Genomic DNA, 14,191 nt, shown 5'->3' with positions numbered 1-14,191 from the left:
ACTATCGGGCCGACTTTTCACACCTTGGTGGCCGCTGACGATACACCGAGCCGCCATTCGCGATCATGGGTTACGGCCATTCGTGGCCGTCACGCTGGGCCACTACGGCCGATCAACTGGCGGTAACCGACAGCGACAACCGCCTCAGGTGCCCAGTCGAGAAGTCGATGCGGGCACGCGCTCGTCGGACGACAGATGCGGGGACGGCATCGCGACCGTGTCGCGCTCGCCGTCCCGAGCCGATGGGATCACCACGGCGTCCAGCGACTCCAGCATCGCCTCGATCCGCTGCGCCTGCCCGACGCGCTCCCGGTCCCGGAACAACCGCGCCGCGCGCTCCCACAGGAGGCGGGCGTCTTCGATGTTGCCGCGGTCGAAAAGGATCTTCGCAAGGGTGTCCAAGGCCCTGCCGCGGCCTGTTGCGTGGCCCGACCGATCGGCGAGCTCCACCGCCTGGTGGGCGTGCCGCAGGGCCGCGCGGTCGTCGCCTTCGGCGTGCCGCAAGCGCGCCAGGACGGTGTTCAGCTTCATCGCCGTCGGCAAGTGCTGGCTCTCGCTCACCAGGCGCGCCGCCCGAGCGCACTGGTCGCCGGCTTCGCCGTGGTGGCCCATCCTGGTCAGCAGGTCACCCAAGGCGAGATGGGTCAACGTGCGGCCCGGTCCGTCGTCGATGCGCTCCCGTAGCGCCAACGCCTCCCGATACAGCGCCAGCGCGTCGAGCTGGTGCCCGCCCTGCTCCAGCAACGCGTCCGCGTGCCGGTGCAGGGCGGCCGCGCACCGCTCGGGCTCGCCCAGCACCCGCGCCGCCTCGAGCGTTTCGCGCGACATCGTCACGGCTTCGACGACCCGGCCGGCGTGCAGGTGCCGCCGCGCCATGTTCAGCATCACCGTCACCCGGCCGATACCGATGCCATGGGCGTCGACCAGCCGCAACGCCGCCTGCAGGTACGGCTCGGCCTGGGCGTCCTGACCCATCAGCAGCAGAGCCTGCCCGAGGTCGTTGAGGCTCGACGCCTCCGCGTAGGCGTTACCCACCGCCGCGGCCGAGGACGCGGCGACCGTGAACCCGGCGATGATGTCGCCGAAGTGGCCGTGGCGATCGAACACGTCCGCCGTGAGCGACGGCAGGGTGAACGCGATCCCGGGCAACCGCGCCTCCGCCGCGAGCCCGACCGCGGCAGTAAGGGTCGTGCGTTCGCGCAGCACCCACTGCCGAGCCGCCGCCGGCGTGGCGAACCGCGCCGCGGTCACGTCGCCGCCGGTCCGCGGCAGCTCCGGCCGGTCCCGCCCCGGATATACCGTCCGGTGGGCTTCGTACGCGGTCAACAGGTAGAACTCGAGCAGCCTCCGGCGTGCCTCCACGCTGTCGGCCAGCTGCCGCGCCAGCGACTCCGCGTAGAGCTGCAGCAGGTTGTGCACGCGATAGCGGTCGAGGTCACCCGGCTGCTCGATCAGGTGCGCGGCCACCAGCACGGCCAGTGACTGCCGCACCTGCGACAGCGGCCGCCCGTCCGCCGCGGCGATCGCGTCCGAAGCCACCTCGGCGCCGGGGTGCAGCCCCAGTAGCGCGAACGTCCGCTGCTCGGCGGGCGGCAAACCCCGGTAAGACAGCGTGAACGCCGAGCGCAGGCTGCGTCCCGGCCAGTCGCCGTCGTTGCCGACGTCCAGCAGCATGTCCGCGTCGCGCAACGCTTCCGCCAGCGTCCCCAGCCGCATTCCGGTCCGGGCCGCGGCGCGGACCGACACCAGCGTCAACGCCAGCGCGTTGCCCTGGCACAGCCGCACCAGTGCGGCGACCCCGTCCGGGTCCTGCCGGGCCCGCGGCCCGATCCGCCGCTCCAGCAACGCCCGGGCCGCGTCCGCCGACAGCGGCGCCACCGTCACCACCGGGCTCGGCCGGGCCGCCAGCAACGCCGACAGCCGCTGCCGCGTCACCACCACGACCGTGCAGTCCGCCAGCACCCGCAACAGCGGCTCGACCTGGTCGGTGCGCGCGACGTTGTCCAGCACCACGAGCAGGCGCCGCCGCCGCAGCAGCCGGGTCAGCCGCACGGCCCGCGCCACTGGGGAGACGATCTGGTCGACCGGCACGTCCAGCAGCTCCAGCAGGAGCTCGACGACGTCCGCCGCCGAGGCGCCCGCGACCTGGCCGTCCCCGCGCAGGTCGAGCAGCACCACGCCGTGCGGGTAGCGGTTCGCCGACCGATGGGCCCACCGCACCGCGACCGTCGTCTTCCCCACGCCCGGGCCGCCGGTCAGCATGACCACGTCCGCGCGCGGTACGCCTGCCGAGTCCGCAGTGAACGCGTCGAGCTCGGCCAAGACGGCTTCGCGGCCCACGACGCCGTCGACGTCGGGCGGCAGGTGCCAGATCGCGGGCAGCTGCGGCTCGCCGTCCGCCGATTCTTCCGCGGCCGTGAGCGCCGGTCGCGCCGGCGCTGGGAAGGGGGTCGCGCCGGACTCGATCACCTCGTTGTAGACGGCGAGCAGCTCGCCGGCCGCGTGCAGATCCCCGCATTCCCGGAACTCGCGGCGGATGTCGCGGAAGTACTCGGTTGCCTCCAGTGCCCGCCCGGCGGCGACGAGAGCGCGGATCCGCAGCTTCGCCAGGCTCAGTTCCATCGGGTGGCTGACGTCGAGCTCCTCCAGCCGCACCACCGCCAGTTCCGTTTGACCGAGCAGAAGCTGTTGCGCCGCAACGAACGCATTGGCCGGGACCCACTCGTTGCGCGTCCACCGCAGCCGCCACCCGTCGGCGAGGCCCGTTCGCAGACCGACCAGGGGCTCGTCGCGCCGCAGCCGCACCGCGGCCAGTGCCTCCACGTGTGCGCGGTCGTGCTGCCCCCGGTCGTGGAATTCCCGCGCGCGGGCCATCATCGCCCGGAACCGGTGGTAGTCGATCCGGCGCCGGTCGACCTCCAGCCGACAGCCCGCCTTGCCGATGGTGACGTCGGCGTCGACGCCGTCGGCCTGGAACGCCTGCCGCAACCGGGCGCCGGCCTGGTGCAGCGTTCCCAGCGCGTCCCGGGGCGGATTTTCGTGTTCCGCCCACACCCAGTCCACCACGGTGTCCACCGGAACCAGCCGGCCGGGATTCGCCAGCAATGCCGCCAGCACCTGGCCGGGCCGACCGCGAACCGGCTTCACGTCCATATTCCCGTGCAGCAGCAGAGCCGTTTGCCCGAGAATTCCGAACCCGATTTCCATCAGATCCCCTCCCCGCGGCGAACCGGCACGCCGCCCCTCTCCGCCCACCGAATTTTCGCATTCAACACCACGAAGTACCAGGTCAAAGCCCCAAATGTCCCGAAATGACGATCTTTGTCGATCCATTGTCAAGTTGTGGAGCAGCAGGCCAAACCCGGTTTTCCACCGCCCGGCGCAGTCTGATGACAGTTTTCGGACAGCGAGGGAGAAACACATGATCGAGACAGCCTGGGTACGCAGTCCTGTCGGGCGCACCGACCGGCACTACGCCACACGGCGTGGCACGAAATCCGTTCTGGTGCTCGTTCCGCACCCCGTCGCCGGCGCCCGGCTGTCCGACCTGCTGCCGTTGATCGAGGCCGACCACCGCATTCAGGTGGTCTTCGCGGATCCGGAAGGGGGCGACAACTGGCAGGCCGGCCGGGCGTTCCTGCATGCGCAGGGCGGCGTCGTGCTGCCCTGGCCGCAGGCCCGGCGCAGCGAGTTCGACCTCGTGCTCGCCGGCAGCACCCGGGGTCTCGACGACCTAGCCGCCCCCACCCTGCTGGTACCCCACGGCGGCGGGTTCGGCCAGTACCGGCCTTGGCGCCCGCCGGACACCGCCGTGCCGCGGCCGCGGCGCCACGGCACGGGTCTGAGTCCGGACCAGCTGCTGCGGGAAGGCCGGCTCCGTGCCGACGCGCTCGCGCTGGTCCACGACCGGGAGCGCGTCCTGCTCGCCCGGGAGTGCCCGCAGGCGCTGCCCGCCGCGGTCGTCACCGGCGACATCACCCTCGACCGGCTCACCGCCAGCCTTCCCTACCGCGGCCACTACCGGCGCGCACTCGGCCTCACCGCGGACCAGGAGATCGTCGTGGTCACTTCGACCTGGTCGCCGCGCTCGGCGTTCGGCCGTCATCCCGACCTGTTCGACCGCGTCCTCGCCGAGCTGCCGGGTGACCGGTTCCGGGTGGTCGGGGCCCTGCACCCGAACATCTGGGCGCACCACGGCGCCTGGCAGGTCCGGTCCTGGCTCGCCGATGCCCTGCGCGCCGGGCTCGTCCTCGTGCCGCCCGAGGACGGCTGGCGGGCGGCACTGGCCGCCGCCGACTACGTGATCGGCGACTACGGGTCGGTGACCTGCTACGCGGCGGCCGCCGGTGCCGCCGTCCTGCTCGAAGATACGCCGGGCCAGCCGCTCCTGGAGGACACACCCGCCGCGGCCCTGGCACGCCACGCTCCCCGCCGCCGGCACGACCGGCCGCTCACGCCACAGCTGGCGGTGGCGCGGGAAGGTCGTGACACCAACGGAATTCCCGAGCTGATCCGCAGGCTGCTCAGCTCGCGGCCCGGCGAAGCCGGGCACCTCCTGCGCCGCACGATGTACCGACTGCTCGGCTTGTCCGAACCGGCCCGTGCCGTCCCCGTCTCGCCGGTCCCGCTGCCGGCGCCGGTGGCGATGCCGGTATGAGCGCCCACGCGCACCGGATCGTCGCCACCCGCATCCCGTGGCCGCCGCTCACCTGCTGGCGCTACCGCCGCGAATCCCGCCTGGGGACGGCGTTCAGCATCTTCCTGGCCGACGCCGACGCCCACGCCCTGCCGGCACTGGCCGACATCGCGGTCACAGCGCCCCAGCCGTCCCGCACCGCGGCACGCGTGGTCGTGGCCGCGACCCTCGACCGGTTGCCCGGGCTCACCATCGTCACGGTTCCCGTCGGCAGCGGCGCGTGTCTGTTCGGCGACCGGTCCGGCGAGATCGCGCTCGCCGACGGTGTCCCGGCCGAACTCGCCGCCGTGGCGGGTTTCCTCTGGCTGGCCGGCGGCCGGCGACTGGGCGCACTCGAGCAGGTACGTGCGAACGGACCCGATCCGGCCACCGACCTGGTGGTCGTGTCCGGGCGTTGGCATCTCGGCCTCGCGCAGCGCAGACGACCGGAACGCGACCCAGCCAGCGCCACCGGAGTTCGAGACCAGCGGCCCTTCCCCCTTCGGCGAGCACACCCTTGACGTCCGCCGGTGCCGGATGTTCTCATCTCTGGGAGCGCTCCCAGCCCGTCGAAACACTCGAACACGGACCCAAGGGAGTTCAATGAAGCGCTCCATCGCTGCACTGGCGGCCGCCGGCGCGACGGTTCTCGGCGGCACCGCCGTGCTCGCCATGCCGCAGGCCTCGGCCGCCACGTCGGGTTGCCGGGTGGACTACACCGTCACCAACCAGTGGCAGGGCGGGTTCCAGGCCGGGGTCAAGGTCACCAACCTGGGCGACGCGATCACCGGCTGGTCGCTCCGGTTCACCTTCCCCGACGCCGGCCAGAAGGTCGCCCAGGGCTGGAACGCCACGTGGTCGCAGTCCGGCGCGACCGCGACCGCGGCCAACGCCGAGTGGAACCGGACCCTGGCCACGGGTGCCGTCACCGACCTCGGCTTCACCGGCACCTCCACCGGCGCCAACCCGATCCCGACGTCCTTCACCCTGAACGGCGTCACCTGCACGGGGTCGACGACCACGACCACCACCCCCACCACGACCAGCACGCCGACCACGACCACCACCCCGTCCCCCGGCGGCACGCCGCTGGCCGCGAACGGGCAGCTGCACGTCTGCGGCGTCCACCTGTGCAACGAAGCGAACCGGGCGATCCAGCTGCGCGGCATGAGCACGCACGGCCTCCAGTGGTTCGACTCCTGCTACAACGACGCGTCCCTGAACGCCCTCGCGAACGACTGGCACGCCGACCTGCTCCGCATCGCCATGTACGTGCAGGAAAAGGGCTACGAGACCAACCCGGCGTGGTTCACCGACCGGGTCAACAGCCTCGTCGGCGAGGCCGAGGAACGCGGCATGTACGCGATCATCGACTTCCACACCCTCACCCCCGGCGACCCCAACTACAACCTCGACCGCGCCAAGACGTTCTTCGCGGCGGTGGCCGCGCGCAACGCGGCCCGCAAGAACGTGATCTACGAAATCGCCAACGAACCCAACGGCGTCGGCTGGAGCGCCATCAAGAACTACGCCGAGCAGGTCATCCCGGTGATCCGCGCCGCCGATCCGGACGCCGTCGTGATCGTCGGCACCCGCGGCTGGTCCTCCCTCGGCGTCTCCGACGGTTCGAGCGAGACCGAGGTCGTCAACAACCCCGTCAACGCCACGAACATCATGTACGCCTTCCACTTCTACGCCGCCAGCCACAAGGACAACTACCGCTCCACGGTGAGCCGGGCGGCCTCGAGGCTGCCGCTGTTCGTCACGGAGTTCGGCACCGTGACCGCCACCGGCGGCGGCACCCTCGACCAGGCGAGCACCACCGCCTGGCTGGACCTGCTCGACCAGCTGCAGATCGGCTACGCGAACTGGACGTACTCCGACGCCGACGAAAGCAGCGCCGCACTGCGGCCCGGCACCTGCGCGGGCGGCGATTACGGCACCGGCCGGTTGACCGCGTCCGGCTCCCTGGTCCGGAGCCGCATCGGCACGGCCGACCGCTTCTGATCCCGGGGTGGGGTTCCGCGCGCGGAACCCCACCCCTTTCTCAACCGTCGGGTTGACAACGGCCGGGGCGACCCTCTACCGTCTTATTCAACCGAAGAGTTGAGGAAGAACCGGTGGACGAAGACAGCGAACGGCTCAACCGGGTGTTCGCGGCACTGGCCGACCCGACGCGGCGCGATCTGGTGGCGCGGCTGGCCGGCGCGGACGCGACCGTGGGCGAGCTGGCCGAACCGTACGACATGAGCCTGCAGGCGGTCTCCAAGCACGTGAAAGTGCTGGAGGAGGCCGGGCTGGTGACGCGCAGCAAGGACGCCCAGCGCCGTCCGGTTCACCTGGACGCCGAGGTGTTCGACCTGATGACCAAGTGGATCGAGCGGTACCGGAGGCAGGCCGAGGAGCGCTACCGGCGCCTCGACGCCCTGCTGGGCCGCATGACCGGCCACGAAACCCGACCCCAAGAGGACGCATCATGACCATGGCGAAGCACCAGACCGAGATCCTGGCCGACGAGAAGGTCCCGACGATCCGGCTCGTCCGGGAGTTCGACGCCACGCCCGAGCAGGTGTTCCGCGCCCACATCGACCCCCAGCTGTACACGCAGTGGGTCGGGCCGCACTCGGTCACCACGCGGATCCTGCGGTGGGACGCACGCACGGGTGGCGAATGGGCCTTCGCCAACGACCGCGACGGCGAGGAGCTCGCCACCTTCCACGGCAGCTTCCACGAAGTGCGGCCGAACGAGCGGATCGTGTCGACGTTCACCTACGACGGCGAGCCCGACGGCGTCGCACTGGAAACGCTGACCCTGGAGGAAATCGAGGGCGGCCGCACCCGGCTGCGGATGCTCAGCGTGGTGCAGGACTTCGCGACCCGGGACGGCATGCTGGCGAGCGGCATGGAGACCGGCATTCACGAGGGGTACGCCAAGCTCGACGAACTGCTCGCGAAATGACCCCGGCCCGGAAGCACGCGGCCGACGCCGCCCGCTTCACCGAGCTGGTCGAGCCGGCCTCGGACGGCGACTGGGCGCGGCCGTCGCCGGTGGCGGAGTGGACGGCGCTCGACGTCGTGCGGCACCTGGTCGAGTGGCCCCGTGGCTTCCTCCGCGGCGCGGGGATCGAACTCCCGGCCCTGGCCGTCGAGGCCGACCCGGCCGGGGCGTGGAAGCAGCACGTCGCCGACATCCAGGCCATCCTCGAAGACCCGGCCGGGCGGGTGCTCAGCAACCCGCACACCGGCGACCGGCCGGTGGACGAGGCGATCGACCAGTTCTACACCGAAGACGTCTGGGTGCATTCGTGGGATCTCGCCAAGGCTCTCGGCCGCGAGCCCGACCTCGGCGAGGAGCGCTGCGCGGAGGCGTTGACGGCGATGCGGCCGATGGAGCAACTGCTGCGCGACAGCGGCCAGTTCGGCCGGGCGGTGCCGGTGGCGGACGGCGCTTCGGCACAGGACCAGCTGATGGGCTTCCTCGGCCGCGACCCGGCCTGGCGCGCCTGAGTCCCGGGCCGGGGCGGAGCCCCGGGTCAGCACAGTCGGCTGGCCCCCGGCGATCGGGCTGCGGCTGACCACCGGCCGGCTCGCTGACCGGTGGCGGGAGGAGAGCCCATGGGATCCGCCTCCCGCCGGACAGCCGGCAGCCGACCAGCTCGTGGAACGCCCGCTGATCCTCAGTGGACGGTGGCCCAGAACCCGGTCAGCGCCGCGGCGGCGCGGGCCGGGTCGTGGGTCATCCACCAGTGCCCCAGGCCGTCGAGGACGGCGACCCGGGCACCGGCGCGGGCGGCCGCCCGGCGGCGCTGTTCTTCGGTGCCGACGACGTGGTCGGCCGTGGCCAGGATGGCCAGCCCCGGCCGGGCCGCCGCCCGTTCCAGCGGCAACCCGAGGCCGGGTGCACCCGGCGCGGCGGCGGACCGGTACAGGGTGAGCAGCGCGCGGCCCATCGCCTCGTTCTGCCCCGCCGCGACGCGGGCCGCGACCGCCCGGCCCATCCCGCGTTCCACCAGCACCGCCGCACGCTCTTCGGCCGCGGCACCGAACCGCGCCGCGACGTCGACCTCGCCGACGCCCGGTGTCTGCCAGCGGCGGGCGAGTTCGTGCCACTCGTAGTCCGGGTCGAAGACCCCGAGGGCGTCGCTGACCCAGCTGCGGACCAGGTGCGGGTGGCTCAGCACGACGTTGAGGACGTGACTGCCACCGAAGTCGTGGCCCACCAGGTCCACCGGCTCGCCGAAAGCCGCCAGTTCGCCGGCCAGCCAGTCCCGGTAGCCGGCCGGGGTGGCGGCGAACCCGGCGGGCAGGGGCGCGCCGAAGCCGGGCGGGGACAGGCAGACCAGATCGGACCGCGCCGGCGCGAGTTCCGCCAGCAGCAGGTCCCAGACCGCCGCCGTCTCCGGGTTGCCGTGGACGAACACCGCGGGCATCAGACCACCACCGGCGTGGTCGGCGGCAGGACCGGTTCCCCCGGCGCCTCGGTGCACCGGGGGGTGATCGCCTGGTACCCGGGGGCGCGGCCGTCGTCCGGGCGGAACCGCAGCCGGTTGAGCAGCACGACCGGGCCGCCCGGGTCGTCGGCGAGCAGGGCGTGGTCTTCGATTTCGATCATCAGAACCTCCTGGGACCGCAGCCTACACATACTTGTTGCCTGACACGCAAGTTACTTTGATAGGCTCCGATCATGCGCCGCACCCAGCAGGAACGCCGCGAGCAGGCCGAAGCCGCGCTCCTGGCCGCCGCCGCCGAACTCGTCGTCGAGCAGGGCGTGCGTTCGCTGACGCTCGCCCGCGTCGGGGAACGCGCCGGGTACAGCCGCGGCATCGTCACCCACCACTTCGGCGGGAAGCAGGCGCTGGTCGAACGGCTCGCGCGGGCCACGCAGGCCGGGTTCGTCCCGGGGCTGGACGACCTGCCGCCCGGCCTCGACCGCCTGCTGCGGCTGATCGACGGCTACCTCGGCGAGCTCGGCCGGATCGGGGCGTTCAACCGGGCTTTCCTGCTGCTGTGGGCGGAAGCCGCCACCCAGCCGGAGCTGGCCCCGATCTTCCGCGAGCGGGACGCCGCCTTCCGCGCCGACCTGCGCGAAGACGTCGAGGCCGGTATCGCGGACGGCACCATCGACGCCGGCGTCGGCGCGGACGAGGTCGCGACCGCCGTCGTCGGGCAGTTGCGCGGGATCGCCCTGCAGCGGCTGCTCGACCCGGCCGGCGTCGATCCCGAGGCACTGCGGCGGAGCGTCACCGGCCACTGGCGCCGGGCCCTCCGGCGCTGAACATGGGCGATGGGCCCGGCTACCTGAGGTAGCTCGCCAGGGGAATCCGCTGCGCCCGCACCGCCTTCGCCACCACCTCGGCGATCTTGTCCGCGCCGGCGGCCTCGAAGTGCGTGTGGTCGTTGCAGAAGAACGCCCCCACCGCCCCCCTCGTGTAGTCGCCGTTGTTCGGGCACAGCTTCAGCGTGTTGTACAACGTGTAGCTCAGCTTGTGCAGGTCGATCACCGGCGCTCCGGTCGCCGACCCCGCGGCCGCCGTCTCGGTCAGGAAGCCCCGGTTGCCCACGGCCGTGCTGCCGCTGCACGTGATCGCCGCCACCGGGGTCAGCAGGACCGGGTGGGCGCCGCGGTCCCGGGCCGCCTGGGCCATCGCCGTCAGCAGGCTCTGGTAGCGGGCCCGGCCCACGTGGCGCGGGCAGTTCGGATCACCGTCGTTGATGCCGAACTGGATCACCAGGTAGTCGCCCGCGTGCATACCCTTCACCGGGTCGAGCATGTTCAGCCACCGCTGGGCGTACGCCTTCGGGCTCACCACGCACTCGCCGGCGGCGTCCTTCGCGCCGGTCACGTTCGACTCGTACAGCCACGTCTGGACGCTGCGTCCGGCGACCGCGTTGTTGACGACCGTGACGTCGTCGGTGAACAGCCGATCGAAGCGGCTGCCCCAGCCCACCGGACACGCCGACTTCGGGTCCGCCATGGTCGAGTCGCCCGCCAGCCACACCTTGATCGCGGCCGCCGCCGTCTTCGCGCCGGCGGCCCCGGCCGCGCAGCCCGTGCCCGGCGACGCGGCGGCCGTCCCGGCCCCCACCACCAGCGGTGCGGTCAGCACCAAGGACAAGGCCATGATCGCGGCACGCACCCTGTTCTTCACCACGGATGTTCCTCCACAGGCCGGAGTTCGCCGAGGGCGCTCATGCCGTCGTCTCTGCGGCGAGGCCCGGGAAACGCATTCCCCAGTGTGGCGGGCACCACAGACGAGGTCAAGAGCGGGTCAGCCGCCCTTCCGGCCATGGTGGGTGCCACACCGTCCGAGCACTTGCACCAGAGGAGGGAAAACGTATTCCGGCACCTGCCGTCGAGCTGCGCAGGAACGGCACCCCGGGCTGCCCCTTAGGCTCGTCGAAACTGCGGAGGGAGGTGACGACGTGACCGGACACGGGCGGTTCCCGCGCGTCAAGCGCGTGACCATCGAGGACGTGGCGAGGGAAGCCGGCGTGGGGCGGCAGACGGTTTCGCGTGCGCTGCGCGATCTGCCGGAGATCGCCCCGGACACCCGCGAGCGCGTGCTGGCGGCGGCGACCCGGCTGGGCTACCGGCCGAGCGCGCTGGCGAAGGGCATGCGCACCCAGCGGTCGGACGTCATCGCCCTGATCGTCTCCGACATCGCGAACCCGTTCTACCCGGCCGTGGCACGCGGGGTGTACGACGCGGCGGAGGCGGCCGGGTGCAGCGTCGTGCTGTACAACACCGACGCCGACCCGGGCCGGGAACGCGACGCCATCGAGGACGCGCTGGCCCGCTCCGCGCGCGGGGTCGTCGGCTTCTTCTACGGCATGCCCGACGACGTCCTCGCCGGCTACGCGCGCTCGGTCCCGCTGGTGGTCGCCGACCGGGAACTGCCGACGGAGGTGGCGGCCTCGGTGAGCAACGACTTCGCGACCGGCACGGCAGCGGCCGTCGAGCTGCTCGCGCGGCGGCCGGATGCCTGCCTCGGCATGCTGGACAGCTCGGTCGGCGTCGCGGCCGACCGGCGGCGGCCGGCGTTCGTCGCCGCGTGCTCCGCCCACGGCTTCGGCGACGTCTCGGCGCGGATCGTCCAGGGCCCGCCGACCATCGCGGGCGGCACGGAAGCGGCCCGCCGGCTCCTCGCGGCCTGGCCCGGGGTCAACGGCATCTTCGCGGTCAACGACCTGATGGGCATCGGGGCGGTGCAGGCCGTCCTCGCGCGCGGAGGCACGGTCCCGCGGGACTGCGCGGTGGTCGGCTTCGACGACCTGGAGATGTCGGCCTACGTGAACCCGCCGCTCAGCACGGTCCGGATCGACAAGTACGACCACGGCCAGGCCCTGGTGCGGGCGCTGCTGGCGGACACCGCCGACCGGATTTCGCTGCCGGTTTCGCTGATCACCCGCGCGAGCGCCTGAGCCGGATCCCCCTCGGCGAGGTGCCGCCGGTGAGTCAGTGGTGGTCCCCGCGCAACGCGTAACGCCGCTCGGCGTAGGCGAGATCGTCCCGCCACAGCCGGGCGGCGGCGCGGCGCACGAGGGGCCGCAGCACCGGCGCCATGCGGGCCGCCCTGGCGAATCCCGGGCGGCCGGACGCGGCGATCGTCGCCTCGATCACCGCCGTGCGCGGCCGGCCGTCGGGGCCCGGGCCGAGCGGGGTGGCGTGCGTTTCGACCACGCTGCCCGTGCCCTCGCCGTCCACAATGGTCATCAGGACCGTCCGGGGGCCCGGGCAGGTGAACTCGGCGACCACCGGGACGCCGATCCTGCCCGCCAGCCGGAAGGTCACCTCGACGACGAACCGGTCTTCGGCCTCCGCGACGTCGACCCCCTGCGGCGCCGACAGCACGCGCAGCCGCGCGAACGAATACGGGTGGAACCACGCGCCGTGCCACGGGTCGAGGCGGTTGGCGACGACGTCTTCGGGCTCGCAGACGCCGGCCAGCGTCGCCACGGCGTCGACCGTGGTCCCGGCCGGGCGGACCGGCACGATCGGCCGGTCCGTGGGCTGCTCCCCGCCGATCCGGTCGAGGCGGACCCACGCGAGCACGCCGTCGTCGTAGGCGGGCAGTGCCGTCCACCCCGGACGGTCCGCGCCGACGCGCAGGCCGTGCCAGCGGCAGACCAGCTCGCCGCAGTGCACCCGCGCCTGGTCGAGCGGCGCGCCGAGGTGGGGACACGCGCCCGGGCCGACGAGCAGCGCGCCGTCCGGCCCGCGCCACGCGACCAGCTCACGGCCGCCGACGCGGACGCCGAACGGCCGGTCGGCGCGGATCTCGCGGCCGGCGGCGAAGACGAACCAGTTGCCCGACGGCCGGGCACTCGCCCGCTTGACCGCGGCCTCGATCAGCGCGGGACTGCAGTCGGCGTAGGTGGGTTCCTGCCGCGCCCACGCCGGTTCCCGGAACGGCTGCACCGGCCAGCGCGCCGGCCAGCGTTCGATCACCTGCCGCTTGAGGTCCACCGGACACGCTCCCGCCTGCCACGGCCGGCCGAGAAGACCGGCACGCGAGTCATCCTCGGGCATTTGGAGCGATTGCGCAACGCTTCCGGAGGCGCCTCACGCCTTCAGGCGTTCGGTGGCCAGATCGAGGGCGGCGGCCAGGTCGTTGACCCAGGGAACGTCCCGCTCGGTGAGGTTCTCCCAGCCCGGGCCGGCCGTGGCGACGTCGAAGCCGCGCCGCCGCAGCCGCTGGAGCAGCAGGTCGTCGACGGTGCCGGCGGACATCGACCACAGGAACACCACGACCGGGTCGAGCTTGGCCGCGATGGCGACGGTCGTCTCGGCGGGCACCAGCTGGCCCAGGTGGACCGCCGGGATGCCGACCTCCACCATGGTGGCCCGCAGCACCTCCATCGGCAGGCTGTGCCGCTCCTCCGGGCAGCAGGCCAGCAGCACCGCCCGTCCGGGCGGGGTGTTCGCGAACCCGGCGCTGTAGCGCTGCAGGGCCAGGGAGATCTCGCCGGTCAGCGCCCATTCGGAGTCGAAGCAGACGTCGCCGCGCAGCCAGCGGCCGCCGAGGTGGCGCAGCACGGGAACGAGTACTTCGGTCCACGCCGCGGCCGGGCCGAGCGCGTCCAGCGTTTCGTCCAGCAGTGCGGCCAGCGTCGCGAAGTCCAGACCGTCCGCGGCCCGCTCGAGCTCCTCGACGTGCCGGCCGACGGAAACCTCCGGGACCGCTTCGCCGACGCCGGCGAACGCCGCCGCGGCGGCTTCCCTGGCCCGCACGCCGCGGTCGATGAGCCGCTGCATGTACTGCAGCCGGCGGACGTCGGCGTCGGAGTACCGCCGGTGCCGCCCGTCGTCCCGCAGCGTCGGGCCGACCCCGTAGCGCGCAGCCCAGGTCCGCAGCGTCACCGGCGAGACGCCGAGCAGTTCGGCGACCTTGCCGGGCGTCCACGAACCCCCGGCACGGGGCCCGTCCCGGCCACTCACCGCGTCGACGTCCATCCGCACCACGTTTCCACACGCCGGCGCCGGTCCGGCACTCCCGGCGCTCGAGAGCACGCTCC

General features: G+C 72.8%; 14 protein-coding genes. 8 read left to right on the top strand and 6 right to left on the bottom strand.

Annotated features, from left to right (window positions below; translation table 11 throughout):
- Positions 1-144: 144 nt before the first annotated feature.
- Positions 145-3,207, bottom strand: coding sequence for an AfsR/SARP family transcriptional regulator (locus ACLJQE_RS34900; RefSeq protein WP_410643812.1), 3,063 nt, complete (start codon positions 3,205-3,207; stop codon positions 145-147).
- A 214-nt stretch (positions 3,208-3,421) separates the two neighbouring features.
- Between ACLJQE_RS34900 and ACLJQE_RS34895 the strand changes: the two genes are divergently transcribed.
- The 6 genes from ACLJQE_RS34895 (at position 3,422) to ACLJQE_RS34870 (ending at position 8,182) form a co-directional block, all read left to right on the top strand.
- On the top strand, positions 3,422-4,657 hold the full coding sequence (locus ACLJQE_RS34895) for a hypothetical protein (protein ID WP_410643811.1): 1,236 nt from the start codon (positions 3,422-3,424) through the stop codon (positions 4,655-4,657).
- Positions 4,654-5,196, top strand: a complete 543-nt coding sequence (locus ACLJQE_RS34890; protein ID WP_410643810.1) for a hypothetical protein — start codon at positions 4,654-4,656, stop codon at positions 5,194-5,196. Before ACLJQE_RS34895 ends, ACLJQE_RS34890 begins: the two co-directional genes overlap by 4 nt.
- An 82-nt stretch (positions 5,197-5,278) precedes the next feature.
- Complete coding sequence (locus tag ACLJQE_RS34885) at positions 5,279-6,682, top strand: cellulase family glycosylhydrolase (RefSeq protein WP_410643809.1); 1,404 nt, start codon at positions 5,279-5,281, stop codon at positions 6,680-6,682.
- A 113-nt stretch (positions 6,683-6,795) separates the two neighbouring features.
- Positions 6,796-7,155 (top strand): ArsR/SmtB family transcription factor, encoded by a 360-nt coding sequence (locus ACLJQE_RS34880; protein ID WP_410643808.1) that lies wholly within the window; start codon positions 6,796-6,798, stop codon positions 7,153-7,155.
- On the top strand, positions 7,152-7,634 hold the full coding sequence (locus tag ACLJQE_RS34875) for an SRPBCC family protein (RefSeq protein ID WP_410643807.1): 483 nt from the start codon (positions 7,152-7,154) through the stop codon (positions 7,632-7,634). Before ACLJQE_RS34880 ends, ACLJQE_RS34875 begins: the two co-directional genes overlap by 4 nt.
- A complete protein-coding gene (locus ACLJQE_RS34870; protein ID WP_410643806.1) occupies positions 7,631-8,182 on the top strand; it encodes a maleylpyruvate isomerase family mycothiol-dependent enzyme in 552 nt (183 codons plus the stop codon). Before ACLJQE_RS34875 ends, ACLJQE_RS34870 begins: the two co-directional genes overlap by 4 nt.
- Before the next feature lie 170 nt (positions 8,183-8,352).
- Here the strand turns inward: ACLJQE_RS34870 and ACLJQE_RS34865 are convergent, their stop codons facing one another.
- Together ACLJQE_RS34865 and ACLJQE_RS34860 are read right to left on the bottom strand one after the other, a co-directional pair.
- Positions 8,353-9,105 carry an alpha/beta fold hydrolase gene (locus ACLJQE_RS34865; protein WP_410643805.1) on the bottom strand — a complete coding sequence of 251 codons (753 nt, stop codon included), beginning with the start codon at positions 9,103-9,105 and terminating at the stop codon, positions 8,353-8,355.
- Positions 9,105-9,287 (bottom strand): hypothetical protein, encoded by a 183-nt coding sequence (locus ACLJQE_RS34860; RefSeq protein WP_410643804.1) that lies wholly within the window; start codon positions 9,285-9,287, stop codon positions 9,105-9,107. Before ACLJQE_RS34860 ends, ACLJQE_RS34865 begins: the two co-directional genes overlap by 1 nt.
- Before the next feature lie 72 nt (positions 9,288-9,359).
- On the opposite strand from ACLJQE_RS34860, the gene ACLJQE_RS34855 reads away from it, so the two are divergent.
- Complete coding sequence (locus ACLJQE_RS34855) at positions 9,360-9,950, top strand: TetR/AcrR family transcriptional regulator (RefSeq protein ID WP_410643803.1); 591 nt, start codon at positions 9,360-9,362, stop codon at positions 9,948-9,950.
- A gap of 19 nt (positions 9,951-9,969) precedes the next feature.
- Here the strand turns inward: ACLJQE_RS34855 and ACLJQE_RS34850 are convergent, their stop codons facing one another.
- A complete protein-coding gene (locus ACLJQE_RS34850) occupies positions 9,970-10,827 on the bottom strand; it encodes a GDSL-type esterase/lipase family protein (RefSeq protein WP_410643802.1) in 858 nt (285 codons plus the stop codon).
- Between the two features lie 271 nt (positions 10,828-11,098).
- On the opposite strand from ACLJQE_RS34850, the gene ACLJQE_RS34845 reads away from it, so the two are divergent.
- Entirely contained in the window at positions 11,099-12,097 is a 999-nt protein-coding gene (locus tag ACLJQE_RS34845; protein WP_410643801.1) for a LacI family DNA-binding transcriptional regulator, read from the top strand.
- Between the two features lie 34 nt (positions 12,098-12,131).
- Here the strand turns inward: ACLJQE_RS34845 and ACLJQE_RS34840 are convergent, their stop codons facing one another.
- Together ACLJQE_RS34840 and ACLJQE_RS34835 are read right to left on the bottom strand one after the other, a co-directional pair.
- On the bottom strand, positions 12,132-13,142 hold the full coding sequence (locus ACLJQE_RS34840; protein WP_410643800.1) for a DUF5914 domain-containing protein: 1,011 nt from the start codon (positions 13,140-13,142) through the stop codon (positions 12,132-12,134).
- 96 nt (positions 13,143-13,238) lie between these two features.
- Positions 13,239-14,129 (bottom strand): MerR family transcriptional regulator, encoded by an 891-nt coding sequence (locus ACLJQE_RS34835; protein WP_410643799.1) that lies wholly within the window; start codon positions 14,127-14,129, stop codon positions 13,239-13,241.
- Positions 14,130-14,191: the final 62 nt, after the last annotated feature.

The organism is Amycolatopsis sp. lyj-346 (assembly GCF_046548975.1).
In the GTDB taxonomy this organism is placed as follows: Bacteria; Actinomycetota; Actinomycetes; order Mycobacteriales; family Pseudonocardiaceae; genus Amycolatopsis.
The sequence above is the reverse complement of the archived record's forward strand: the minus strand, read 5'-3'. Positions and strand labels throughout refer to the sequence as shown.